Raw genomic sequence first — 23,888 nt, forward strand, 5'->3', positions numbered from 1 at the left:
GGCGGCTACGCCTTACCGGGCCTACAGCGGCTTGAAACGTAGGTCGGGTAAGGCGAAGCCGCCACCCGACAAAATCAACGGCGCGATCTCACCACCTGATAGCGACGGGTAAAATACTCAAACGGCGCGCTCCAAACATGCACCAGACGGGTGAACGGGAAGATAAGGAAGATCGTCATCCCCAGCACCAGATGCACGCGGAAGATCGGTGCGACGCCGCTCAGCATTTCTGACGAGCCTCCCTTAAACGTCACGATCCCCTGCGCCCAGCCGACCAGCTTCATCATCTCGCTTCCGTCAGGATACTGGGCGGAGAAAGGAATGGTCGACAGCCCAAGGATGCACTGAAGCAGCAGGATACTCATGATGATAATATCCGGCGTGGTGGACGTGGCACGCACCCGCTGGTTGAACAGGCGGCGGATCAGCAGCATCGACCCGCCAATCAGCGTCAGCACCCCGCAAATCCCCCCCGCAATCATGGCTAACTGCTGTTTAACCGCGACGGGTAAAAACCAGGCGTACATCCAGTGCGGGGTTAACATGCCGAACAAATGCCCGAAGAAGATCCCCAGAATGCCAATATGAAACAGGTTAGAGCCCCAGTTCATACCGCGCTTGCTGAGCATCTGGCTCGACGAGGCGCGCCAGGTGTACTGCCCGTAGTCGTAGCGCAACCAGCTGCCAAGGAAAAACACGGTGGCGCAGATGTACGGATAAATGTCATAGAAAAACACGTTCAGGTAATGTGTCATTTTGGGCCTCCGGCGCTGACGTCCACGTACTGCGGCGCGACGTCCTGGCTAAAGCGTCGTTGATATTGCTGCATCGGCGAGCTGTCGCACGATGTGGCGTTGTCTTCAATAAACTTCACCTGTTCCTCTTCCCACACGGCGTCCAGCGCCTGACGGGTATCATCCCGTTTTTCACCGGACACCTGTTTCGCCACGCTGTCGCTGGAAAGGCGCGTTCCGGCCAGCGTCAGCAGGGCGTCAAACAGCTGGTAATGCGCTACCTCGCGCTGTTTCAGGCGGCCACCAATCAGCGCCAGGATCGGCGCGACGTTTTGCAGCCCTTCACGCGCCTCGTCATCGCTGACGATACTGAGATATTCCAGATAGAGCGGCAGATAGTCCGGCAGCTCGCGGCAGTCAAGCTGAAGGCCGGCTTTCTCATACTGGCTCATCAGGTCGACCATCGCCTGACCGCGATCGCGGGACTCGGCGTGAACGTGTTCGAACAGCAGTAGCGAGGTTGCGCGCCCGCGTTCAAACACTTCGCACCATTCGGCCTGCTTATCCAGCAGCGGGGCGCTCAGGTGCTGCTGCGCAAACGGCAGCAGCATGGGCGCGTCCTGTTCCACCAGGGAAAGCGCTTCGTCACGGTTTTCCCACAGCAACTCATCGGGATACTCAATGAGCAGCGCGATGATTTTGAGGATCTGCATTATTCTCCCTCCCCGTGTTCGCGCACTTCGGTGATGTTGATCGCGTCGATGCGGCTGCTGTTGAAGAGGTTGAATTTGGTGTCGGAGCCGTGGCAGCCGTCGCCGAAGGTGAAGCCGCAGCCGTTTTTCTCCGGGAAGGCGTCGCGCGCCATTTCGCGGTGGCTGGTCGGGATCACGAAGCGGTCTTCGTAGTTGGCGATAGCCAGATAGCGGTACATCTCCTCAACCTGCGCTTCGGTCAGGCCCACTTCTTCAATGGCGCGGGTGTCGGTCACGCCTTCCACGGTCTGGGAGCGTTTGTAGTGGCGCATCGCCATCATGCGCTTCAGGGCGCGCAGCACCGGACCGGTATCGCCCGCGCTGAGCATGTTTGCCAGGTACTGCACCGGAATGCGCAGGCTTTCTACGGCAGGCAGCACGCCGTCGCTCTGCGGCAGACCACCCGCGTCCGCGTAGGACTGAATCGGTGACAGCGGCGGCACATACCAGACCATCGGCAGGGTGCGGTATTCCGGATGCAGCGGCAGGGCAAGCTTCCAGTCCATCGCCATTTTGTAAACCGGGGAACGCTGTGCCGCGTCGATGACGTTCTGCGGAATACCCTGTTTCAGCGCTTCCTCAATCACCGCCGGATCGTTCGGGTTAAGGAACACGTCGCACTGGCGCTCGTACAGATCGGTTTCATGCTCGGTGCTGGCCGCCTCTTCAATGCGGTCCGCGTCATACAGCAGCACGCCAAGGTAGCGGATGCGCCCGACGCAGGTTTCCGAGCAGACGGTCGGCTGGCCGGACTCAATGCGCGGGTAGCAGAAGATGCACTTCTCTGACTTGCCGCTCTTCCAGTTGAAGTAGATTTTCTTGTACGGGCAGCCGCTGATGCACAGACGCCAGCCGCGGCATTTGTCCTGGTCAATCAGCACAATGCCGTCCTCTTCACGCTTGTAAATCGCACCGCTCGGGCAGGTGGCAACGCAACTGGGGTTCAGACAGTGCTCGCACAGGCGCGGCAGGTACATCATGAAGGTGTTTTCAAACTGGCCGTACATCTCCTTCTGGATCTTCTGGAAATTGCGGTCGCGGGCGCGTTTTTCGAACTCGCCGCCCAGCAGCTCTTCCCAGTTGGGCCCCCATTCGATTTTATCCATTCGCTTGCCGTCAATCAGCGAGCGCGGGCGGGCGGTAGGGAGGTGATCGCCCTCTGGCGCGCGGTGCAGATCCTGGTAATCGAAGGTGAAGGGTTCATAGTAATCGTCAATCTGCGGCAGGACGGGGTTAGCGAAAATCTTCGACAGCACGCCCATTTTGCCGCCGAGGCGCGGGGTCAGCTTGCCGTGAATACCGCGGATCCAGCCGCCTTGCCACTCATCCTGATCTTCCCAGTTTTTCGGATAGCCGATACCCGGTTTGGTTTCGACGTTATTGAACCACGCGTACTCCATCCCTTCGCGCCCGGTCCAGACGTTCTTACAGGTGACCGAGCAGGTGTGGCAGCCAATGCATTTATCGAGATTCAGAACCATGCCAACCTGTGAGCGTATTTTCATTTTTTCGCCTCCTGTACCTGATCCCGACCTTCGCCGTCCAGCCAGTTAATGTTTTTCATTTTGCGGATCATGATGAACTCGTCGCGGTTCGAGCCGACGGTGCCGTAATAGTTGAAGCTGTACGCCAGCTGCGCGTAGCCGCCGATCATGTGGGTCGGTTTCGGGCAGACACGGGTGACCGAGTTGTGGATCCCGCCGCGCCGTCCGGTTACTTCTGACCCCGGAATGTTCAGAATGCGCTCCTGAGCGTGGTACATCATGGTCATGCCCGGCGGTACGCGCTGGCTGACCACTGCGCGGGCGGTGAGGGCGCCGTTGGCATTAAAGGCTTCGATCCAGTCGTTGTCCTCAATGCCCAGCTCGCGCGCGTCGGTTTCGCTGATCCAGACGATTGGCCCCCCGCGCGACAGGGTTTGCATCAGCAGGTTTTCGCTGTAGGTGGAGTGAATGCCCCATTTCTGGTGCGGCGTCAGGAAGTTAAGCGCTTTTTCCGGGAATCCGTTCGGCGGGATTTCGCGCATATGGGTAACGCTGCGGGTGTCAATCGGTGGACGATAGGCCACCAGACTCTCCCCGAAGGCGCGCATCCAGGCATGATCCTGATACAGCTGCTGGCGGCCCGAAATCGTGCGCCACGGGATCAGCTCGTGAACGTTGGTATAGCCTGCGTTATAGGAGACGTGTTCGCTCTCAAGGCCGGACCACGTCGGGCTGGAGATGATTTTGCGCGGCTGCGCCTGAATATCGCGGAAGCGGATTTTCTCATCTTCTTTGTTCAGCGCCAGATGAGTGTGATCGCGTCCGGTCAGTTCGCCGAGGGCTTCCCAGGCTTTGACCGCGACCTGACCGTTAGTTTCCGGCGCAAGGGCGAGGATCACCTCTGAAGCGTCAATGGCGGTCTCGATGCGCGGACGACCTTTCGCCGGGCCGTCAGGCTTGACGTAGTTGAGCTTGCCGAGGAAATCGACCTCATTCTGGGTGTTCCACGATATGCCTTTTCCGCCGTTGCCGAGCTTGTCCAGCAGCGGCCCAAGGGCCGTGAAGCGCTCGTAGGTTTCCGGATAGTTGCGCTCGACGACTGCAATGTTTGGCGCGGTTTTGCCGGGAATCAGATCGCACTCGCCTTTGCGCCAGTCCAGAATATCAAAAGGCTGCGACAGCTCCCCCGGGGAGTCATGCTGAAGCGGCTGTAGCACCACGTCAGTTTCGGTGCCGAGATGTCCGACGCACACTTCAGAGAAGACTTTGGCGATGCCCTTGTAAATCTCCCAGTCGCTGCGGGACTCCCACGCCGGGTCAACGGCTGCGGAAAGCGGGTGAATAAACGGATGCATGTCCGAGGTATTCATATCGTCTTTTTCATACCAGGTGGCGGTGGGCAGGACGATATCCGAGAACAGGCAGGTGCTGGACATACGGAAATCGAGCGTCACCAGCAGATCCAGCTTGCCCTCAATGGCGGCGGTTTGCCATTCCACTTCCTCGGGCTTCACGTCGTCTGTTGAGCCTAAATCCTCACCCTGAATACCGCTCTCGGTGCCAAGCAGGTATTTCAGCATGTATTCATGGCCTTTCCCGGACGAACCGAGCAGGTTAGAACGCCAGACGAACAGGTTGCGCGGGTGGTTCTTACCGTTGTCCGGCTGTTCGCAGGCGAAGCGAATATCACCCGATTTTAACGCCTGCACGGTGTAATCCTGCGGCGACATCCCGGCGGCGTCGGCGCGAGCTTTCACGTGCAGCGGGTTGAGGTTGAGCTGCGGCGCGGAAGGGAGCCAGCCCATGCGCTCGGCGCGGACGTTGAAATCAATAAGGTGACCGGTAAACTTCGATGCGTCTGCAAGGGGAGAAAGCAGTTCCTGTGCGGTGAGCTTCTCATAGCGCCACTGGCTGGCGTGGTTGTAGAAGTACGATGTGCTGTTCATCTGGCGCGGCGGACGGTTCCAGTCCAGCGCGAAGGCCAGCGGCAGCCAGCCGGTTTGCGGGCGCAGCTTCTCCTGGCCCACGTAGTGCGACCAGCCGCCGCCGCTCTGCCCGACGCAGCCGCAGAAGACCAGCATGTTGATCATCCCGCGGTAGTTCATGTCCATGTGGTACCAGTGGTTCACACCGGCCCCGAGAATGATCATCGAACGACCGTGAGTTTTGTGCGCCGTGTCGGCAAATTCACGGGCGATTTTTTCTATCAGATAAGCGGGGACGCCGGTAATTTGTTCGCCCCAGGCCGGGGTGTAGGCTTTTATCTCGGCGTAGTTTGTCGCCGCGTTACTGTCTTCCAGACCGCGATCGAGGCCGTAGTTTGCCAGCACCAGATCGTACACGCTAACCACGCGTCTCTGGCTGCCGTCGGCCAGCGTCAGGGTTTTACTCGGTACGCGGCGCGTCAGCACCGGCTCCTGCTTCACGCTGCGGAAATGCGGATTCTCGTTGCCCCCGAAGTAAGGGAAGGCCACGTCTGCCACGCTGTCGTGGGTGATGAGCAGGGAAAGCGTCAGCTCGGTTTCCTGTCCCGCAGCCAGCGACTCCAGGTTCCATTTGCCTTTTTCACCCCAGCGGAAGCCGATGGAACCATTCGGCGCCACCAGATTTCCGGCCACGTCAAAGGCGATGGTTTTCCACTCCGGATTATTGGTTTCACCCAGCCCGTCGGCCAGATCCGACGCGCGCAGCATGCGGCCCGGCACCACGCGACCGTCAGCCTGTTCATCCAGCAGGACCAGCATCGGCATGTCGGTGTAGCGGCGGCAATAGTTGAGGAAGTACTCGCTCGGGTTATCGAGGTGGAACTCTTTAAGGATCACATGGCCCATCGCCATGGCAAGGGCGCTGTCGGTACCCTGTTTGGGGGCCAGCCACTGGTCGCTGAGCTTCGCCACCTCCGAGAAGTCCGGCGTAATGGCGACGGTCTTGGTGCCCTTGTAACGCACTTCGGTAAAGAAGTGGGCGTCCGGGGTGCGCGTCTGCGGCACGTTCGACCCCCAGGCAATGATATAGCTGGAGTTGTACCAGTCCGCGGATTCCGGCACGTCGGTCTGTTCGCCCCAGGTCATCGGCGACGCCGGTGGCAGATCGCAGTACCAGTCATAGAAGCTCAGGCAGGTGCCGCCGAGCAGGGAGAGATAGCGCGTACCGGCGGCATAAGAGACCATCGACATGGCCGGGATGGGGGAAAAACCGGCTACCCGATCCGGGCCGTAGTTTTTGATGGTCCAGACGTTGGCGGCAGCAATCAGCTGGTTAAGCTCTTTCCAGTTTGAGCGGATAAAACCGCCTTTTCCGCGCGCTTTCCTGTAGCTCTGCGCTTTCTGCGGATCGTTCTGGATGGCATCCCAGGCCAGCACCGGATCGGTATGCTGCGCCAGCGCCTCGCGCCAGAGTTCGATCAGCCTGCGGCGTACCAGCGGGTACTTGAGACGGTTGGCGCTGTAGAGATACCAGGAGTAGCTTGCGCCACGCGGGCAGCCGCGAGGTTCGTGGTTAGGCAGGTCAGGGCGGGTGCGCGGGTAGTCGGTCTGCTGGGTTTCCCAGGTCACCAGGCCATTTTTGACATAAATCTTCCAGCTACAGGAGCCGGTGCAGTTAACGCCGTGGGTGGATCGCACAATCTTGTCGAACTGCCAGCGCTGACGGTAGCTGTCCTCCCAGTCGCGGTTGGTGTGGTACACCTGCCCGTGCCCATCGGCGAAACTGTCGCCTTTTGTTTTGAAGTAACGGAAGCGGTCCAACAGTTTGCTCATGACATTTCTCCTGCTTCGATAGCATGGCCGGAGGGTGAGACATCACGCTCCGGCGAAGAGGTAGTTATTATTTTTGTGAGGATTTGCGGCCGTACACCAGCCAGGTGACGAGCACGCAGACGATGTAAAACACGAGGAAGACTTTCATGGCGCCCACCGGGGAACCGGTCATCGCCAGGGATGTGCCAAAGGCTTTGGGAATAAAGAACCCGCCTACCGCACCGATGGCAGAGATAAAGCCCAGCGCGGCAGCCGTTTCGGTCACCGCTTCATGCTGTGCCTGTTCGTCGCTCCCGCCCTGTTTTTTCACGCGGTCGAGGGTGATTTGGCGAAAGATAATCGCGATCATCTGGAAGGTCGAGCCGCTGCCCAGGCCTGCGGTGAGGAACAGGCCCATAAAGACCAGATAGAAGGCCATAAAACTGCCTGAACCAGACCCGGGGAGCGTCAGGAAAATCAGGGCGCTAAAGATGGCCATAAAAACGAAGTTGATCAGCGTCACCCGTACGCCGCCCAGCCTGTCTGAAATCATTCCGCCAGCCGAACGCGCCAGAGCGCCGATCAGCGGGCCAAAGAAGGCGAGGTGGAGGATATTTACGTCCGGAAACTGGGTTTTCGACAGCATAGCAAAGCCTGCCGAGAAACCGATAAACGAGCCGAAGGTTGCCAGATAAAGCAGGCTAAGCAGCCAGAGGTGAAAGCGCTTAAGCACCGGAAGCTGGCTGGCAATGGACGCTTTCGAGCTGGCGATGTCGTTCATGCCAAAAAACGCCGCAAGGGTAGCAAGAATCAGCAGCGGGGCCCAGATCCACGCCGCGTTCGCCAGCCACATCGTCGAGCCATCCTCCTGGGGGACGCCGTGAACGCCGAGGAAGGTAAACATCGGCAGAAAAATCACCAGCGGCGCAACCAGCTGCATCACGCTCACGCCCAGGTTACCCAGCCCGCCGTTAATGCCCAGCGCGCTGCCCTGTCTGGCTTTCGGGAAGAAGAAGCTGATGTTTCCCATGCTGGAAGCGAAGTTGGCGCCGGCAAAACCGCACAGCAGTGCGATGATGATAAAGACCCAGTAAGGCGTGGCGGTATTCTGGATGGCGATCCCAAGCCAGACACAGGGTACGACCAGGATAACGGTACTTAACACGGTCCAGTAACGTCCGCCAAATATCGGCACCATAAAAGAGTAGGGGACACGCAATATCGCGCCGGAAAGAGAAGGTAATGCCGTTAGCATAAAAAGCTGATCGGTGCTGAAATTAAATCCGACCTTATTAAGATTTACCGCAATAGCGCTAAACAACATCCATACACAAAACGCGAGAAGCAAACACGCCACGGAAATCCACAGGTTTCTACGTGCGATATGTTTCCCTTTATTCTCCCAAAATTGCGCGTTTTCCGGTTTCCAGTTACTCAACAGATGCTGATTACTCTTCTCGCTTTGATGTGACATATCACCCTCTTGCTTACCCAAATGGAGAGAAAAAAGAAGTGAAAACAGAAAGATACCTTTCGGCAGTTTGTAGAAATTTTTGGATGTTATGGGATACATCTGAAAGGATAGATAAAAAAGCGAATCCCTGAGTTTGGAATGGGAATCAGGGTTCGCTTTATGTGTTACTAATTGTAACTATTTGCGGAAATTAATACCCCGATGGGAGTATTAATACAATTCGAGGGAAATAAGCTTATCCAGATGCTTATTAAATGCCGCGTCGTCCATTTCAGGCATATTTAATACGTATATGCCATCCAGGCCACATACCAGACCAATTAAACGCCAGGCGATATTTTCCGGCTGGTCAGCAAGCGTAAAGGCGTTGGCCTCCGCCCCAGCGCGGATAATCGCGACCGTTTCCTGGTGCCACATCTCCATAGTCAAAACGTAGGCGCCTTTGATATCGCTATCCCGGCTGGCGAGAATTTGCGCCTCCCGCCACAGTCGAATGTAGGGCTCAAACCCGCCGTCATCGCTGCCGAGCATGGCATGCAGGCGCTCGCGCCAGCCGGCGTTTTCGCCAACGATTTCAGCATCCAGCAAATCGCGGATCAGCCGGACAAACGCCAGCGACTTAAGCTCGCCCGCCGACGCAAAGTGGTGATGCACCTGCCCGGTGGCGACGCCCGCTTCGGTGGCGATGCGGCGCACGGTCATCGCAGCGAATCCTTCGGTCAGCGCCACGCGCATCGCGGCCTGGAGGATCTCTTCCCGCCGCTCGTCCTTGCTCAGATAACGCATAATTTCTCACTCTCAATGGCAACGAAACGAGTGTAACAAAGAGCTGGACAAGTGTTCAACTTTACGTAGGATCGCATTCTGGACATGTGTCCAGTTTTTAACTGAAAAGGAAATTTATGTTTCGTCAGTGGTTAGCGTTAGTGATTATCGTGCTGGTGTATATCCCGGTGGCGATTGACGCGACGGTGCTGCACGTGGCGGCGCCAACATTGAGCATGACGCTGGGTGCCAGCGGCAACGAATTGCTGTGGATTATTGATATTTACTCGCTGGTGATGGCGGGAATGGTGCTGCCGATGGGCGCGCTGGGCGATCGCATAGGTTTTAAGCGCCTGCTGATGATCGGCAGCGTGCTGTTTGGCCTGTCATCGTTAGCGGCGGCTTTTGCGCCGTCCGCGGGCTGGCTGATTGCCGCCCGCGCGTCGCTGGCGATTGGCGCGGCGATGATCATTCCGGCTACGCTTGCAGGGATCCGCACCCTGTTTATTGACGTGCGGCACCGTAATATCGCCCTCGGCGTCTGGGCTGCCGTTGGGTCGGGCGGCGCGGCGTTTGGCCCGCTGATTGGCGGCATGCTGCTGGAGCACTTTTACTGGGGGTCGGTGTTCCTGATTAACGTGCCGATCGTGCTGATCGTGGTTTCGCTTGCTGCGCGCCTGGTGCCTGCTCAGCAGGGGCGGCCCGAGCAGCCGCTCAATATCAGCCATGCCATTATGCTGATTGTGGCGATTTTACTGCTGGTCTATAGCGCCAAAATCGCCCTGAAAGGGGTGCTGTCGCCGTGGATGGTGGCCTGTACGCTGCTTACCGGGGCGGTGATGCTGTTTATCTTCGTCCGTATCCAGCTGCGCGCGCGCGTGCCGATGATCGACATGCGTCTGTTTTGCCATCGCATTATTTTAAGCGGCGTGGTCATGGCGATGACCGCCATGATTGCGCTGGTGGGCTTTGAACTGCTGATGGCGCAGGAGTTGCAGTTCGTGCATGGTTTTACGCCGTTTGAAGCAGGGATATTCATGCTGCCGGTGATGGTGGCGAGCGGATTTAGCGGGCCGATCGCGGGTGTGCTGGTCGGGCGTCTGGGGCTGCGCATTGTCGCGGCCGGAGGCATGGGGCTTAGCGCGGTCAGTTTTATCGGCCTGTCGACGCTCGATTTCAGCACCCAACAGTGGCAGGCGTGGAGCCTGATGGTGCTGCTGGGCTTCAGTGCCGCCAGCGCACTGCTGGCATCGACGTCAGCGATCATGGCTGCCGCGCCGAAAGAGAAAGCGGCCGCCGCAGGCGCGATCGAAACCATGTCCTACGAGCTGGGTGCTGGTCTGGGGATCGCCATTTTCGGTCTGCTGTTAACCCGCAGCTTTTCGGCGTCTATTGTACTGCCGCAAGGGCTGAGCGCGTCGCTGACAGATAAAGCCTCGTCGTCCATCGGTGAAGCGATGAAGGTGGCGCAGGAGCTGTCGCCGTCTCTGGCCGAGCCGGTGATGAAGGCGGCGAAAACCGCGTTCATCACCTCGCACAGCGTGGCCCTGGGCAGTGCGGGAGGCATGCTGCTGATTCTGGCGGTCGGGATCTGGTTTAGTCTGGCGAAGGTCGGAGGGCAGCAGTAATAAAAAAGGCCAGCCGCGAGGGCTGGCCTTTTGAACTAACAGATCTTAGAACTGGTAGGTCAGACCTACAGCTACGATGTTGTCGGTAGCCACTTTGGCATCTTTGGTGAACTGGCTGTCATCCACGAGGTTGATTTTGTAATCAACATAGGTGGACATGTTTTTGTTTAAGTAGTAGCTCGCGCCAACGTCAACGTATTCAACCAGGTCCTGGTCGCCATAAGAACCGATGTCTTTACCTTTGGATTTCAGGTAAGCGATGGACGGACGCAGACCGAAGTCAAACTGGTACTGAGCCACAACTTCGAAGTTCTGCGCTTTGTTGGCAACGTGACCGTTACCGAACGCCGTCATGTTGCGGGTTTCAGAGTAGGTGGTTGCCAGGTAGATGTTGTTCGCATCGTACTTCAGGCCAGCAGCCCAGACTTCTGCGTTTTCGCCACCGGCGTTCAGGTTGCTTGCAGCACGAACCTGACGGTCGGTACGGTCAGATTTCGCGTAGGTCGCACCCACACCGAAGCCGTCGAATTCATAGGTAGAAGACAGACCCCAGCCGTCACCGTTGGATTCGGTGATATCGTCACGGTCGTTTTTACCCTGGTACTGAGCAGCCACGTTCAGGCCGTCAACCAGACCAAAGAAGTCGGTGTTACGGTAGGTTGCAACGCCAGTGGTACGGCCGGTCATGAAGCCGTCAGTCTGCGTCCAGGTATCGCCACCGAACTCTGGCAGAACGTCAGTCCATGCGCCGATGTCATAAGCCACACCGTAGTTACGACCGTAGTCGAAGGAACCGAATTCATCGAATTTCAGACCAGCGTACGCCAGACGGGTTTTGTTGCCGTCGGAACCTTGAGCTTCAGAGCGATTGCCCTTGAACTCATATTCCCACTGACCGTATCCGGTCAGCTGATCGTTGATCTGAGTTTCACCTTTGAAGCCCAGACGAACATACGTTTTGTCGCCGTCGCTACCAGCATCATCAGAAAAATAGTGCAGACCAGTAACTTTGCCGTACAGATCCAGTTTGTTACCGTCTTTGTTAAAAACTTCAGCCGCGTTAACAACGCCAGCTGCCAACATGGAAGTCACTGCCACTGCAACTAATTTAAGTTTCATCTTAAATAATCCTTATAATTTTATTTAGGTATTTCCTAAGCCACCTGAGCGATTTTTAAACGAGGCTTATCGTCAATGGCAGACTATTTTTAAAATTCCGTAGACTGCTTTCAATAATAAGTTTCAAAATATTAAAGATAATTTCAATTAGTGTGATCCTGATCGGATAAATTGCCCTTAAATCGGCCAGTCAGGTTAATATATAGACATAAAGTGATTATTAACCAATCAAGATAATATGGCTGTGAATAGTTGACGGACGTTTTAGTTTTTTGGTGGGATTAAAAGGGTTTGGCAGGGAATGTCAAAGCATGTGTCAGGATAACCTTTTTTAAAACAGTTGATTATAAATTTCTCGGGAAACCAGAACCTGTTTTCTAACAGAAATATTCAGAAATAAACTATTGCACTTTGTGCTATATAGCGCGGGAATATTGGCGCTGAATTAATTACCTGCGTTGTCAGTTTATGTCAATTTCCACAACGACTCTGGCTTTCTTACAGCACTCTATACAGAAATTTAATTACTCTCTAATGTTACGAATTATATTCGAGGGTGTGATCACATATTAAAATATTGTTAATATTTTGCCGGGTATATTCGGTACCCGGCAAAAATAAAAATGCTATTTGCGGGTGGCATACCAGCACAGTAACGATCCGGCGCACACCATCAATGCCCCTTGCCAGAATGAGAGTGAAAGCGGAGAACTCAGCAGAATAGCCGCCAGTGCGGCGGAAAGAACTGGCGTGAAATAAGAGACAGCCGCAAGCACCGTGACGTTACCGTGAAGAATACCGATATTCCAGGCGGCGTAGCCAAAGCCAAGCGCAACCCCGCACATCAATAGCTTCACCACAACCGGGACGCTGAACACCATTTCGGGCTGATCGCTGACGGCATATTTGACCCACAGGCTCAGGGCGGTCAGCAGGACGAAAAGGGTAATGCCATTTTGCCCTTTGGCATACTTGCTGGTGACGGTGCAGTAGGCGGCCCAGATAAAAGCGCCAGCAAACGCCAGCCCATAACTTAGCGGACTGGAAACGACGTTCTGCATGATGTCATTCAGTTGCAGACCGTTTTCGCCACCTAAAACCCAGCACACCCCCAACAGCGAGATGAGAAGCCCAGGGATCACCCACAGGGTGGTTTTTTGCCCGTTGAACAAAATCGCGAACGCAATCGTCAGGCTTGGCCACAGATAATTGACCATACCGACTTCAATCGCCTGTGAGCGCGTCGCGGCATACCCCAGCGACAGGGCCAGGCACATCTCATAGCTGACAAACAGGATGCTGCCCGCAATGAGATAGCGCATGGAAAAACGCCGAAGATCGGGAAAACCCACCGTCACCAGACACAACAGCCCGCTGACGGTGTAAATCATCGCCGCGCCGCCCACCGGGCCCAGTCCTTCACTGACGCTGCGGATGAGACCCACCATGGTGCTCCACAACAATATGGCCGCCAGGCCTGTCAGCGTTGCTCTTTTTCTGTCCATTACCCTGCCAGTCTTCTAAAAATCAAAGGGAAAACTTATAGCATCTATTTGCTACACCTGGCGAATTTTCAAAGAGCCTGTTAACCCGAAAGGATTAGCAAATCGTACCGGCAGTGACTATTAAGGGGGCGAAGTCTGGCGACCTTGATTTGACGCAAAAAAAACAGGGGCTTTGCTGTTAGTTTGCGGCGCGAAGTCTTATCAGATAACGAGGACAGCAATGGACGTCAGCCGCAGACAATTTTTTAAAATCTGCGCGGGCGGTATGGCCGGAACAACAGCCGCAATGCTGGGATTCGCTCCCAAAATGGCGCTGGCTCAGGCACGCAACTATAAACTGCTGCGCGCGAAAGAGATCCGTAACACCTGCACATACTGCTCCGTGGGTTGTGGGCTATTAATGTATAGCCTGGGTGATGGCGCAAAGAACGCCAAAGAAGCGATTTATCATATTGAAGGGGACCCGGACCATCCGGTGAGCCGCGGGGCGCTTTGCCCGAAAGGGGCGGGGCTGCTGGACTACGTCCACAGTGAAAACCGTCTGCGCTACCCGGAATATCGTGCGCCGGGCTCTGACAAATGGCAGCGTATCTCCTGGGACGAAGCCTTCTCCCGAATTGCAAAACTGATGAAAGCGGATCGCGACGCCAACTTTATTGAGAAGAACGAGCAGGGCATCACGGTAAACCGCTGGACCTCCACCGGGATGTTGTGTGCCTCTGCGGCAAGTAATGAGACCGGCATGCTGACGCAAAAATTTGTGCGCTCCCTCGGCATGCTGGCGGTTGATAACCAGGCGCGCGTCTGACACGGACCAACGGTAGCAAGTCTTGCTCCAACATTTGGTCGCGGTGCGATGACCAACCACTGGGTTGATATCAAAAACGCTAACGTCGTGGTGGTAATGGGCGGTAACGCCGCTGAAGCCCATCCGGTGGGATTCCGCTGGGCGATGGAAGCAAAAAACAACAACGATGCGACGCTGATCGTCGTCGATCCGCGCTTTACGCGTACGGCATCGGTGGCTGATATCTATGCGCCGATCCGCTCCGGTACGGATATTACGTTTCTTTCCGGCGTGCTGTTGTACCTGATTGAAAATAACAAAATTAACGTGGAATACGTTAAGCATTACACCAATGCCGGCCTGCTGGTACGGGAAGATTTCGCCTTCGAAGATGGCCTCTTCAGCGGCTATGACGTCGGGAAACGTCAGTACGATAAATCGTCCTGGAACTATCAGTTCGACGAAAACGGCTACGCGAAACGCGATGAGACCCTGAGCGATCCGCGCTGCGTGTGGAACTTGCTGAAACAGCACGTTTCCCGCTATACGCCGGACGTGGTGGAAAACATCTGCGGTACGCCGAAAGCGGACTTCCTGAAAGTATGTGAAGTGCTGGCTTCCACCAGTGCCGCCGACAGAACCACTACATTCCTGTACGCGCTGGGCTGGACGCAGCATACCGTGGGCGCGCAGAACATCCGTACCATGGCGATGATCCAGCTGCTGCTCGGCAACATGGGGATGGCCGGTGGCGGCGTGAACGCCCTGCGCGGGCACTCTAACATTCAGGGCTTAACCGACCTCGGCCTGCTGTCGACCAGCCTGCCGGGTTACCTGACCCTGCCGTCCGAGACGCAGACCGACTGGCAAAGCTGGCTTGACGCCAACACGCCAAAAGCGACGCGTCCGGACCAGGTGAACTACTGGAGTAACTATCCGAAGTTTGCCGTCAGTCTGATGAAATCGTTCTACGGCGACGCGGCGCAGAAAGAGAATGACTGGGGCTTTGAGTGGTTGCCGAAATGGGACCAGGCTTACGATGTCATCAAGTATTTCAATATGATGGATAAGGGCGACGTCACGGGGTATATCTGCCAGGGCTTTAACCCGGTAGCGTCATTCCCGGATAAAAACAAAGTCGTTCGCAGCCTGAGCAAGCTGAAGTACATGGTGGTTATCGATCCGCTGGTCACCGAAACGTCTACGTTCTGGCAGAACCACGGTGAATCAAACGATGTCGATCCGGCAGCGATTCAGACCGAGGTGTTCCGCCTGCCGTCGACCTGCTTTGCGGAAGAGGACGGTTCAATTGCCAACTCTGGCCGCTGGCTACAGTGGCACTGGAAAGGTCAGGATGCGCCCGGCGAAGCGCGTAATGACGGCGAAATTCTGGCCGGGATTTACCATCGTCTGCGCGAGATGTACCGCGCCGAAGGCGGCAAAGGCGCTGAGCCGCTGCTGAAGATGAGCTGGAACTACAAGCAGCCGGATCATCCTGAGTCCGAAGAGGTGGCAAAAGAGAACAACGGCGTGGCGCTGGCCGACCTATACGATGCCAACGGTAATCTGGTGGCGAAGAAAGGACAGCTGCTCAATAGCTTCGCGCTGTTGCGTGACGACGGTACCACGGCCTCTTCCTGCTGGATCTACACCGGCAGCTGGACGGAGCAGGGTAACCAGATGGCCAATCGCGATAACGCCGATCCGTCAGGCCTGGGCAATACCCTGGGCTGGGCATGGGCGTGGCCGTTAAACCGCCGCGTACTGTACAACCGTGCCTCCGCAGACGTGAACGGTAAGCCGTGGGATCCGAAACGCATGCTGATCGAGTGGAACGGCACGAAGTGGACGGGGAACGATATCCCGGACTTCAACACCGCCGCGCCGGGCAGCAACACCGGGCCGTTTATCATGCAGCCGGAAGGGCTGGGACGTCTGTTTGCTATCGACAAACTGGCGGAAGGGCCGTTCCCGGAACACTACGAGCCGATGGAAACGCCGCTCGGCACTAACCCGCTGCACCCGAATGTGGTCTCCAGTCCGGTGGTACGCATCTATGAAGACGACGTGCTGCGTTTAGGTAAAAAGGACAAGTTCCCTTATGTCGGCACCACCTACCGCCTGACCGAGCATTTCCATACCTGGACCAAGCACGCGCGGCTTAACGCCATCGCGCAGCCGGAACAGTTTGTGGAGATAAGCGAAACGCTGGCGAAGGCGAAAGGCATTGCCAACGGCGATCGCGTGAAGGTCAGCAGCAAGCGCGGCTTTATTCGCGCGGTGGCGGTGGTCACCCGTCGTCTGCAAACGCTGAACGTGCATGGCCAGCAGGTGGAAACCGTCGGTATACCACTGCACTGGGGCTTTGAAGGGGTAGCGCAGAAAGGCTACATCGCCAATACCCTGACGCCAAACGTCGGCGATTCCAACTCGCAAACGCCGGAGTATAAAGCGTTTCTGGTCAACATCGAGAAAGCGTAAGGAGCGATTAAATGGCGATGGAAACACAAGACATTATTAAACGCTCCGCGACCAACCCGATAACGCCCGCGCCTCGTGCGCGGGATTACAAGGCAGAAGTCGCCAAGCTGATCGATGTCTCCTCCTGCGTGGGCTGTAAGGCCTGCCAGGTGGCCTGCTCGGAGTGGAACGATATTCGCGACGAGGTGGGGCACTGCGTTGGTGTCTATGACAATCCTGCTGATCTGAGCGCCAAGTCCTGGACGGTGATGCGCTTTAGCGAAACCGACCAGAATGGCAAGCTGGAGTGGCTGATCCGTAAAGACGGCTGTATGCACTGTGAAGATCCGGGCTGCCTGAAGGCATGCCCGTCTGCCGGGGCAATCATTCAGTACGCCAACGGGATCGTCGACTTCCAGCAGGATAACTGCATCGGCTGCGGTTACTGTATTGCAGGTTGTCCGTTTAATATCCCGCGACTCAATAAAGAGGATAACCGGGTCTATAAATGCACGCTGTGCGTCGATCGCGTCAGCGTCGGCCAGGAGCCTGCCTGCGTGAAGACCTGTCCTACCGGGGCGATCCACTTCGGTACCAAAAAAGAGATGCTGGACGTGGCACAGCAGCGGGTGGATAAGCTCAAAGCGCGCGGCTATGACAAGGCCGGGATTTATAACCCGCAGGGTGTCGGCGGTACGCACGTCATGTATGTTCTGCACCACAATGACCAGCCGGAGCTGTATCACAATCTGCCGAAAGATCCGGCGATCGATACCTCAATCAACCTGTGGAAAGGGGCGCTTAAGCCGCTCTCAGCAGCGGGCTTTATCGCCACCTTTGCCGGGCTGATTTATCACTACATCGGTATCGGGCCGAATAAAGAGGTGGATGACGACGAGGAGGAGCATCATGAGTAAGTCGAAAATGATAGTGCGCACAAAATTTGTCGATCGCGCCTGTCACTGGACGGTGGTCATCTGCTTCTTCCTGGTGGCGGTATCCGGCATATCGTTCTTCTTCCCGACGCTACAGTGGCTCACGGAAACCTTCGGGACACCGCAGATGGGGCGCATTCTGCACCCGTTCTTCGGCGTGCTGATTTTCGTGGTGCTGATGTTTATGTTCGTGCGTTTCGTTCATCACAACATCCCTGACAAGCAGGATATTCCCTGGATTAAAGGGATTGTTGAGGTTCTGAAAGGCAACGAGCATAAAGTCGCGAAGGTGGGCAAATACAACGCCGGGCAGAAGATGATGTTCTGGACCATCATGAGTATGATTTTCGTGCTGCTGGTGACCGGAGTGATTATCTGGCGTCCGTATTTTGCCCAATATTTCCCGATCCAGGTGGTGCGTTACGCACTGCTGATCCACGCGACCTCGGCCATTATTCTGATCCACGCCATCCTGATCCATATGTATATGGCCTTCTGGGTGAAAGGATCGATTAAAGGCATGATTGAAGGGAAGGTGAGCCGCCGCTGGGCGCAAAAACACCATCCGCGCTGGTATCGGGACGTCGAGCGTCTTGAAGCGCAAAAAGAGAGTTCGGAAGGGTTGAAGTAAACCTCGCGCCGTCGACATTGTCCGGCGGCGCTGCACTTGCGCGGCTCTGAGCTACGTATTGGTAATTAACGCATCAATTCCTGCAAGAACACTACTTCTTGCACTGCGCAGATTACATACATAATTCTTATTATTAAGTTTCTTTGTCTCCACGTGTGTGATGTTGGCTGTATTAAGAAAATATGTCTGGAATTCAATGTTCACCAGTGGCGTTGCAGCGTTTGAATGTCCTCTTAAATGATTGTGATAGCTTAACGGTACAATAAGTCTCGTTGATAAGTCGTCATAAAAATCGTGCTGAATAATCATAAAATAGGGCTGATATTCACGCGTTCTGTCTGATGGGTTGCGATAAACGTCAAACTGAAAACACATCAAAGCCCTCCAAAATAAGGGTCATCCGATAATAGCCCTGCTTTGGCCGTTAATTCATTCATCGCTTTAATAAATCCCTGATCCTGTTGATGCTGTCGCTTGTGCTCTGCTGTTGTAGAGAGTGGGCGAGGCTTTTTCCCCGTAAAAGGCTTTGTTGTAACACATCTTTCTGTGCGGTTCGGTTTCATGTTTTCTCCTTTGTTGGTGCGGTCATTATCAACCGCAGCCAACAAAAAACAATACTGTTTCCCCTGGTAATCTACATTATGCGAGCCGTCTTCCAGTAATATCAAAATCGCTCTGCAATATACCGGAAGGGATATTTTGTAGGCTTCACTTTGCCGATCTTGCGTTTCGGTAAATCCACCTTGTCTACGTGAATTTCTTTATAGGGGATCTGGGAAAGCAGATGCGAAATAATATTCAGCCGCACCCGTTTTTTATCTTCTGAGCGCGCCACAAACCACGGCGCCCAGGCGGTGTCGGTCGCTTTAAACATCGCGTCGCGGGCGAGGGTATATTCATCCCACAGATTGAAAGATTTAATATCCATTGGAGACAGCTTCCAGATCTTGCGACCATCATTGATGCGATCGCGCAGGCGTCGCTCCTGCTCTTTTGGCGTTACTTCAAGCCAGTATTTCAACAATATGATCCCGGCATCGACCATCGCTTTTTCCATTACCGGCGTTCCATCAAGAAATTTTTCGGCCTGCTCTTCGGTACAGAAACCCATGACTCTTTCCACGCCCGCACGGTTGTACCAGCTGCGGTCAAAAATAACGATTTCCCCGGCAGAGGGCAGATGGGGAACGTAACGCTGAAAATAGAGCTGACTTTTCTCTTTATCGGTGGGGGCCGGTAACGCAACAACGCGAAACACCCGAGGGCTGACGCGTTCGGTGATGGCTTTGATAGCGCCGCCTTTACCGGCGCCGTCTCGCCCTTCAAAAACAATACAGACCTTTAACCCTTTGGCGACCACCCATTGCTGGAGCTTAACCAGTTCAACATGGAGGCGGCGAAGCTCTTGCTCGTACGCTTTAGTTTTGAGCGGCGCGTTTTTAACGACATCATCAACAACATGGGTTTTCTTCTTACTGACCATGGTGGGTCTCCCTTTGTATCCGGTCGCGGGATCGAGGCCGTACTAAGAGTGTAATCGGCCTGAATGAATGGATTAATGTGTCAGAAATCTGATTTGAACTGGTTCACCATACAAGTTTAATCAATAATGCACGCTGCATATTTTTTAACAGTGGTCGCGGTATGAAAAAGACAATTTTTTCGTTAGCACTGGGTACCTTTGGCCTGGGGATGGCTGAGTTTGGCATTATGGGCGTGCTCACCGAGCTGGCTCATGATACGGGCATTTCGATTCCCTCCGCCGGAAATATGATTTCGTTTTACGCTTTTGGCGTGGTGATCGGCGCGCCGATTGTGGCGCTGTTCTCCAGCAAATTTTCGCTGAAAACAACGCTGCTGTTTCTGGTGGCGATGTGCGTCGTCGGTAACGCGCTCTTTACCTTCTCTGACTCCTACGTGGGACTGGCGGCGGGGCGCTTAATCTCTGGTTTCCCGCATGGCGCGATTTTCGGAGTGGGGGCGATAATCCTGTCAAAAATCGCGCCGCCGGGTAAAGTGACGGTCGCTGTGGCCGGGATGATTGCCGGGATGACCGTTGCCAACCTGCTTGGCGTGCCGCTCGGGACGTGGCTGGGACATGAATTTAACTGGCGTTACACCTTCTTTTTGATTGCGGTCTTTGACGCGCTGGTGATCCTGTCTGTTCTGCTGTGGGTGCCTGACATTCACGACACGACAACCACCCGGCTGGCAGAACAATTCCACTTCCTGAAGAAACCGGAACCGTGGCTGATTTTTGCCGCTACGATGTTTGGCAATGCCGGGGTGTTTGCCTGGTTTAGCTTCGTGAAGCCGTTTATGGTCAACGTGTCAGGCTTTTCTGAGGGCGTCATGACCGCGATCATGATGCTGATGGGGCTGGGCATGGTGCTGGGAAATGTCTTCAGCGGCAAGCTGTCGTCACGCTTTAGCCCGCTGCGCATTGCTGCCACCACCGACCTGGTGATTGTGGCTTCGCTGCTGGCGTTGTTTGCCTTTGGCGAGCTTAAAACAGCTTCACTGGTCATGGGATTTGTCTGCTGCGCCGGGCTGTTTGCGCTCTCTGCGCCTCTGCAAATTCTGCTGCTGCAAAATGCGAAAGGCGGCGAGATGCTGGGGGCCGCAGGCGGGCAAATGGCGTTTAACCTCGGCAGCGCAATTGGCGCCTATTTCGGTGGATTGATGATTACGCTCGGCTTTAGCTGGAGCTATGTCACGCTGCCGGCCGCGATTTTATCCTTCTCTGCGATGACCTCTCTGCTGATGTATGGTTATTTATGTGCCAAAAAGCGTCAGGCCAACGCAGGTGCGCTGGCCTGATTACACACTTTGCCCGCTGGTCGCGGGCGCAGAAGGGGACTAAACGAATTTCGCCAGCGGGTCAGCGGCGGCAAAAGCGACCGCTTTGTCTGCTGCTGGCGGGTAAATCAGTTCGTTGGTGATGGCGACTTTGATCTTTTTGCCTTCCTCGCGCACGGATTTAACGCGCTGTTCCCAGCCCTCGGTGTATACCGCGCCCCAGCCACCCAAATCCAGACAGGTGACGTAGTTCACCTGACGGTAAGGGTACGGCTCCAGATTTAACAGGCTGGCCGCCGCGTTGTGTCCGGCGAATTTCCCCAGCTGGATCGCGTGCTGGCAGGTCATCAGCGCCGTGTTGCCCGCATCGTCCGTTTTGGCGTGCGCCATATCACCCGTCGCGTAAACCTCCGGATGCGCAGGAACCTGCAACGTGTCGTTGACGATCAGCCGTCCCTGAGTATCGCGTTCCCCGTCAATTTGCAGGCTGAGGAGGTTAGCTTCTACCCCTGCCGTCCACACTACAGTGGCGCTGGCAATGCGCTCTCCGTTTTTCAGCGTTACGCCGCTGGCATCGATGGCTTCAATTTCACTGTTTAAACGCCATTCAACGCCGAGCGCGTTGCTTGCTTCTTCAATTGTGTTACGCAGCGCCTCGCTATAACGCCCGCCGATGGTTGCACCTCTTTCAACTACGATTACTTTAGTCTTTGTATCAGCGCCGAAGCGAGTACGGAGTCGGGCAGGGAGTTCCGTTGCCAGTTCGATGCCGGTAAAGCCGCCGCCACACACGACCACGGTATTACGCTCCGGGGTGGAGGGGCGCGAAACCAGCGAATCAAGATGCTGCTCGAATAATCTGGCGGAGTCGAGTTGGTCGATATCAAAGGCGTATTCAGCCAGACCGGCAACAGGAGGACGTTTAGTCTGGCTACCGGTTGCGAGGATCAGACGTTCCCAGGTGACGTCAGCAATCGCGCCGTTTGAATCGCGATACAAAACGGTTTTAGACGAGGTATCAATACGTTGTGCTTCGCCCGCAATAAAGGCGATACCCAGCTCAGCAAACAGTTCGGTCAGCGGCGCGACCATCGTCGACACGTTCTCTTCATAAAAGCGTGGGCGAACGCGCAGCTCCGCAACAGGGGCCAGCACGGCAATGCTGAGGCTATTCTTACCCGCCAGAGCAGAAAGGCGCGCGGCGCTGACCGCAGCCCACATACCGGAAAACCCACTACCCACAATTAAAATCTGCTTTTTCATACTCGATCCTTTAGTGCGTCAGGCTGTATGTCTGACATAACTGCCACTATACTTGTCGGAGTTAACTGCGACAACTTCTTTCTGAGTTAAAAATCGTTATAATGCAGCGAACAATGACCCGGAGTGAGCCATGGCGTTTTACAGTTCTGGTGTGGAATATGGCATTCATAGCCTGATGTGTATGGTGGATGCAAAAGGCAATGAACGTGAGATGAGCGTCCGGGAGATGGCGGCCTTGCAGGGCGTGCCGTACGACTATCTTGGAAAAATCTTCACCCGTTTATCACGCGCGGGGCTGGTCATCAGCACCGAAGGCAAAGGGGGAGGCTTCCGGCTGGCGCGTCCGGCAGAGCTGATCAGCGTGCTGGACGTGGCGCATGCCATTGACGGCGAGAAGAATATGTTTGAGTGTCGGGAAGTGCGTCAGCGCCTGGCGGTGTTTGATGAAACGCCACCTGCCTGGGTCTGTAACGGCCCGTGTGGGGTGCGCTCGGTCATGGACAGCGCGCAGCAGCGGATGGAAGAGGAGTTAGGACGCCATACCATCCTGGATCTGGCGCGGAAGATGTATCGAAAAGCGCCGGACACGTTCCAGATCGAGGTTCAGGAATGGATTTCCGATCGCCGTTCGTCCACGTGAAAAGCCGGGCAGGGCAGAGCCGCTACCCGGCCACCGCGGTTAAGAACGTAAATCAATCACCATACGGCCACGGATCTGGCCCTGTTCCATTTCTTTGAAGATGGCGTTGATATCTTCCAGTGGGCGCATTGTAACTTTCGGTTTCACCTTACCTTCAGCCGCAAACTGGAAGGCTTCGAGCAGATCCTGACGGGTACCCACCAGGGAACCCACTACCTGAATCCCATCCAGGACCAGACGTGGAATATCCAGGCTCATCGCTTCCGGCGGCAGGCCTACAGCCACCACGCGGCCTCCGGCGCGAACTGCGTCAACGGCAGAGTTGAAGGCCGCTTTCGCTACCGCCGTCACCACCGCCGCATGTGCACCGCCGGTTTTCTCCTGAATCACTTTTGCCGCATCTTCACTGCGGGAGTTCACGGTTAAGTCTGCGCCCATGCTGGCAGCGAGCTTCAGCTGCTCGTCATTCACGTCAATGGCGATAACTTTCGCATTGAAGACATTTTTAGCGTATTGCAGCGCGAGGTTGCCCAGACCGCCCAGGCCGTAGATCGCAATCCACTGGCCGGGTTTGATGTCAGAGACTTTTACCGCTTTGTAGGTGGTGACCCCGGCGCAGGTGATGCTGCTGGCCGCCGCAGAGTCCAGCCCGTCCGGGACTTTAACCGCGTAATCCGCGGTTACGATGCACTCTTCCGCCATGCCGCCGTCAACGGAGTAACCCGCGTTTTTCACGTCACGGCACAACGTTTCGTTGCCGGTATTACAATATTCACAGTGGCCACAGCCTTCGAAGAACCACGCCACGCTTGCACGATCGCCTACTTTTAGCGACGTGACGCCCGGACCAATCTCTTTGACGATACCAATCCCTTCGTGGCCGAGGATCACCCCGGTTTTGTCGCCAAAATCGCCATTCTTAACATGGAGATCGGTATGGCAAACGCCACAGCACTCCATCTTCAGCAGCGCTTCACCATGTTTGAGCGCGCGTAAGGTTTTTTCTGTGACATTAACCTGATGATCCTGAGTGACAACAGCAGCCTTCATGTGTTTCTCCTTTCATGATGAGTATCTGCATAGCAGGTCTGATTACCCATTAAGGATTAATACTTTGGCGCTGTAATGCAAGGCAACCGCAACATAATGTCATTATTTGATGCATTTTCGGATTA

19 protein-coding genes are annotated in these 23,888 nt (G+C 55.5%); 6 read left to right on the plus strand and 13 right to left on the minus strand.

The annotated features are described in order from the left end of the window. Window positions 1-74: 74 nt before the first annotated feature. From narI to SK58_RS12755, 6 genes are all read right to left on the minus strand, one after another. Window positions 75-755 (minus strand): respiratory nitrate reductase subunit gamma, encoded by a 681-nt coding sequence (gene narI / locus SK58_RS12730; RefSeq protein WP_015570467.1) that lies wholly within the window; start codon window positions 753-755, stop codon window positions 75-77. Then, entirely contained in the window at window positions 752-1,447 is a 696-nt protein-coding gene (gene narW / locus SK58_RS12735; RefSeq protein WP_017382295.1) for a nitrate reductase molybdenum cofactor assembly chaperone, read from the minus strand. The genes narI and narW overlap by 4 nt, the downstream gene beginning before the upstream one ends. Beyond that, window positions 1,447-2,991 (minus strand): nitrate reductase subunit beta, encoded by a 1,545-nt coding sequence (narH, locus tag SK58_RS12740; RefSeq protein ID WP_017382296.1) that lies wholly within the window; start codon window positions 2,989-2,991, stop codon window positions 1,447-1,449. Before narH ends, narW begins: the two co-directional genes overlap by 1 nt. After that, window positions 2,988-6,728, minus strand: coding sequence for a nitrate reductase subunit alpha (locus SK58_RS12745; RefSeq protein WP_017693382.1), 3,741 nt, complete (start codon window positions 6,726-6,728; stop codon window positions 2,988-2,990). Before SK58_RS12745 ends, narH begins: the two co-directional genes overlap by 4 nt. Window positions 6,729-6,795: 67 nt before the next feature. Continuing rightward, the gene (locus SK58_RS12750) at window positions 6,796-8,181 is read right to left on the minus strand and encodes a NarK family nitrate/nitrite MFS transporter (protein ID WP_026094300.1); all 1,386 of its coding nucleotides are present in this window, start codon (window positions 8,179-8,181) and stop codon (window positions 6,796-6,798) included. 210 nt (window positions 8,182-8,391) lie between these two features. Next, a complete protein-coding gene (locus tag SK58_RS12755; protein ID WP_045338669.1) occupies window positions 8,392-8,967 on the minus strand; it encodes a TetR family transcriptional regulator in 576 nt (191 codons plus the stop codon). Window positions 8,968-9,083: 116 nt separating this feature from the next. On the opposite strand from SK58_RS12755, the gene SK58_RS12760 reads away from it, so the two are divergent. After that, window positions 9,084-10,574 (plus strand): MFS transporter, encoded by a 1,491-nt coding sequence (locus SK58_RS12760; RefSeq protein WP_045911762.1) that lies wholly within the window; start codon window positions 9,084-9,086, stop codon window positions 10,572-10,574. 45 nt (window positions 10,575-10,619) lie between these two features. Here SK58_RS12760 and ompC read toward each other — a convergent pair whose 3' ends face one another. After that, window positions 10,620-11,693 carry a porin OmpC gene (ompC, locus tag SK58_RS12765; RefSeq protein ID WP_048220016.1) on the minus strand — a complete coding sequence of 358 codons (1,074 nt, stop codon included), beginning with the start codon at window positions 11,691-11,693 and terminating at the stop codon, window positions 10,620-10,622. Between the two features lie 626 nt (window positions 11,694-12,319). Further along, entirely contained in the window at window positions 12,320-13,198 is an 879-nt protein-coding gene (yddG, locus tag SK58_RS12770; protein WP_017382301.1) for an aromatic amino acid DMT transporter YddG, read from the minus strand. A gap of 220 nt (window positions 13,199-13,418) precedes the next feature. Between yddG and fdnG the strand changes: the two genes are divergently transcribed. Genes fdnG through fdnI form a run of 3 tightly spaced genes read left to right on the plus strand, consistent with a single transcriptional unit; the run spans window position 13,419 to window position 18,011 of the window. Continuing rightward, window positions 13,419-16,466, plus strand: coding sequence for a formate dehydrogenase-N subunit alpha (fdnG, locus tag SK58_RS12780; RefSeq protein WP_115172827.1), 3,048 nt, complete (start codon window positions 13,419-13,421; stop codon window positions 16,464-16,466). 11 nt (window positions 16,467-16,477) lie between these two features. Then, window positions 16,478-17,362 (plus strand): formate dehydrogenase subunit beta, encoded by an 885-nt coding sequence (gene fdxH, locus SK58_RS12785; RefSeq protein WP_015570476.1) that lies wholly within the window; start codon window positions 16,478-16,480, stop codon window positions 17,360-17,362. Next, window positions 17,355-18,011: a formate dehydrogenase-N subunit gamma gene (gene fdnI, locus SK58_RS12790; RefSeq protein WP_015570477.1), complete on the plus strand. Its 657-nt coding sequence runs from the start codon at window positions 17,355-17,357 to the stop codon at window positions 18,009-18,011. The genes fdxH and fdnI overlap by 8 nt, the downstream gene beginning before the upstream one ends. A 51-nt stretch (window positions 18,012-18,062) precedes the next feature. Here fdnI and SK58_RS22360 read toward each other — a convergent pair whose 3' ends face one another. From SK58_RS22360 to ppk2, 3 genes are all read right to left on the minus strand, one after another. Continuing rightward, on the minus strand, window positions 18,063-18,386 hold the full coding sequence (locus SK58_RS22360; protein ID WP_017382305.1) for a CcdB family protein: 324 nt from the start codon (window positions 18,384-18,386) through the stop codon (window positions 18,063-18,065). Next, window positions 18,386-18,574 (minus strand): hypothetical protein, encoded by a 189-nt coding sequence (locus SK58_RS22365; RefSeq protein ID WP_017382306.1) that lies wholly within the window; start codon window positions 18,572-18,574, stop codon window positions 18,386-18,388. The genes SK58_RS22360 and SK58_RS22365 overlap by 1 nt, the downstream gene beginning before the upstream one ends. A gap of 101 nt (window positions 18,575-18,675) precedes the next feature. Then, window positions 18,676-19,494, minus strand: a complete 819-nt coding sequence (gene ppk2, locus SK58_RS12795) for a polyphosphate kinase 2 (RefSeq protein WP_045339967.1) — start codon at window positions 19,492-19,494, stop codon at window positions 18,676-18,678. Between the two features lie 161 nt (window positions 19,495-19,655). Here ppk2 and araJ point away from each other — a divergent pair, with 161 nt between their 5' ends. Then, window positions 19,656-20,831, plus strand: a complete 1,176-nt coding sequence (gene araJ / locus SK58_RS12800) for an MFS transporter AraJ (RefSeq protein ID WP_017693387.1) — start codon at window positions 19,656-19,658, stop codon at window positions 20,829-20,831. Window positions 20,832-20,870: 39 nt separating this feature from the next. Here araJ and SK58_RS12805 read toward each other — a convergent pair whose 3' ends face one another. Beyond that, window positions 20,871-22,073: an NAD(P)/FAD-dependent oxidoreductase gene (locus SK58_RS12805; RefSeq protein ID WP_048220018.1), complete on the minus strand. Its 1,203-nt coding sequence runs from the start codon at window positions 22,071-22,073 to the stop codon at window positions 20,871-20,873. A gap of 130 nt (window positions 22,074-22,203) precedes the next feature. On the opposite strand from SK58_RS12805, the gene SK58_RS12810 reads away from it, so the two are divergent. After that, the gene (locus tag SK58_RS12810) at window positions 22,204-22,713 is read left to right on the plus strand and encodes an RrF2 family transcriptional regulator (RefSeq protein ID WP_017382310.1); all 510 of its coding nucleotides are present in this window, start codon (window positions 22,204-22,206) and stop codon (window positions 22,711-22,713) included. Between the two features lie 39 nt (window positions 22,714-22,752). Here the strand turns inward: SK58_RS12810 and adhP are convergent, their stop codons facing one another. Further along, window positions 22,753-23,763 (minus strand): alcohol dehydrogenase AdhP, encoded by a 1,011-nt coding sequence (gene adhP / locus SK58_RS12815; protein WP_006810706.1) that lies wholly within the window; start codon window positions 23,761-23,763, stop codon window positions 22,753-22,755. Between the last annotated feature and the right edge of the window lie 125 nt (window positions 23,764-23,888).

The organism is Enterobacter sp. BIDMC93 (assembly GCF_001037805.1).
In the GTDB taxonomy this organism is placed as follows: Bacteria; Pseudomonadota; Gammaproteobacteria; order Enterobacterales; family Enterobacteriaceae; genus Enterobacter; species Enterobacter hormaechei_C.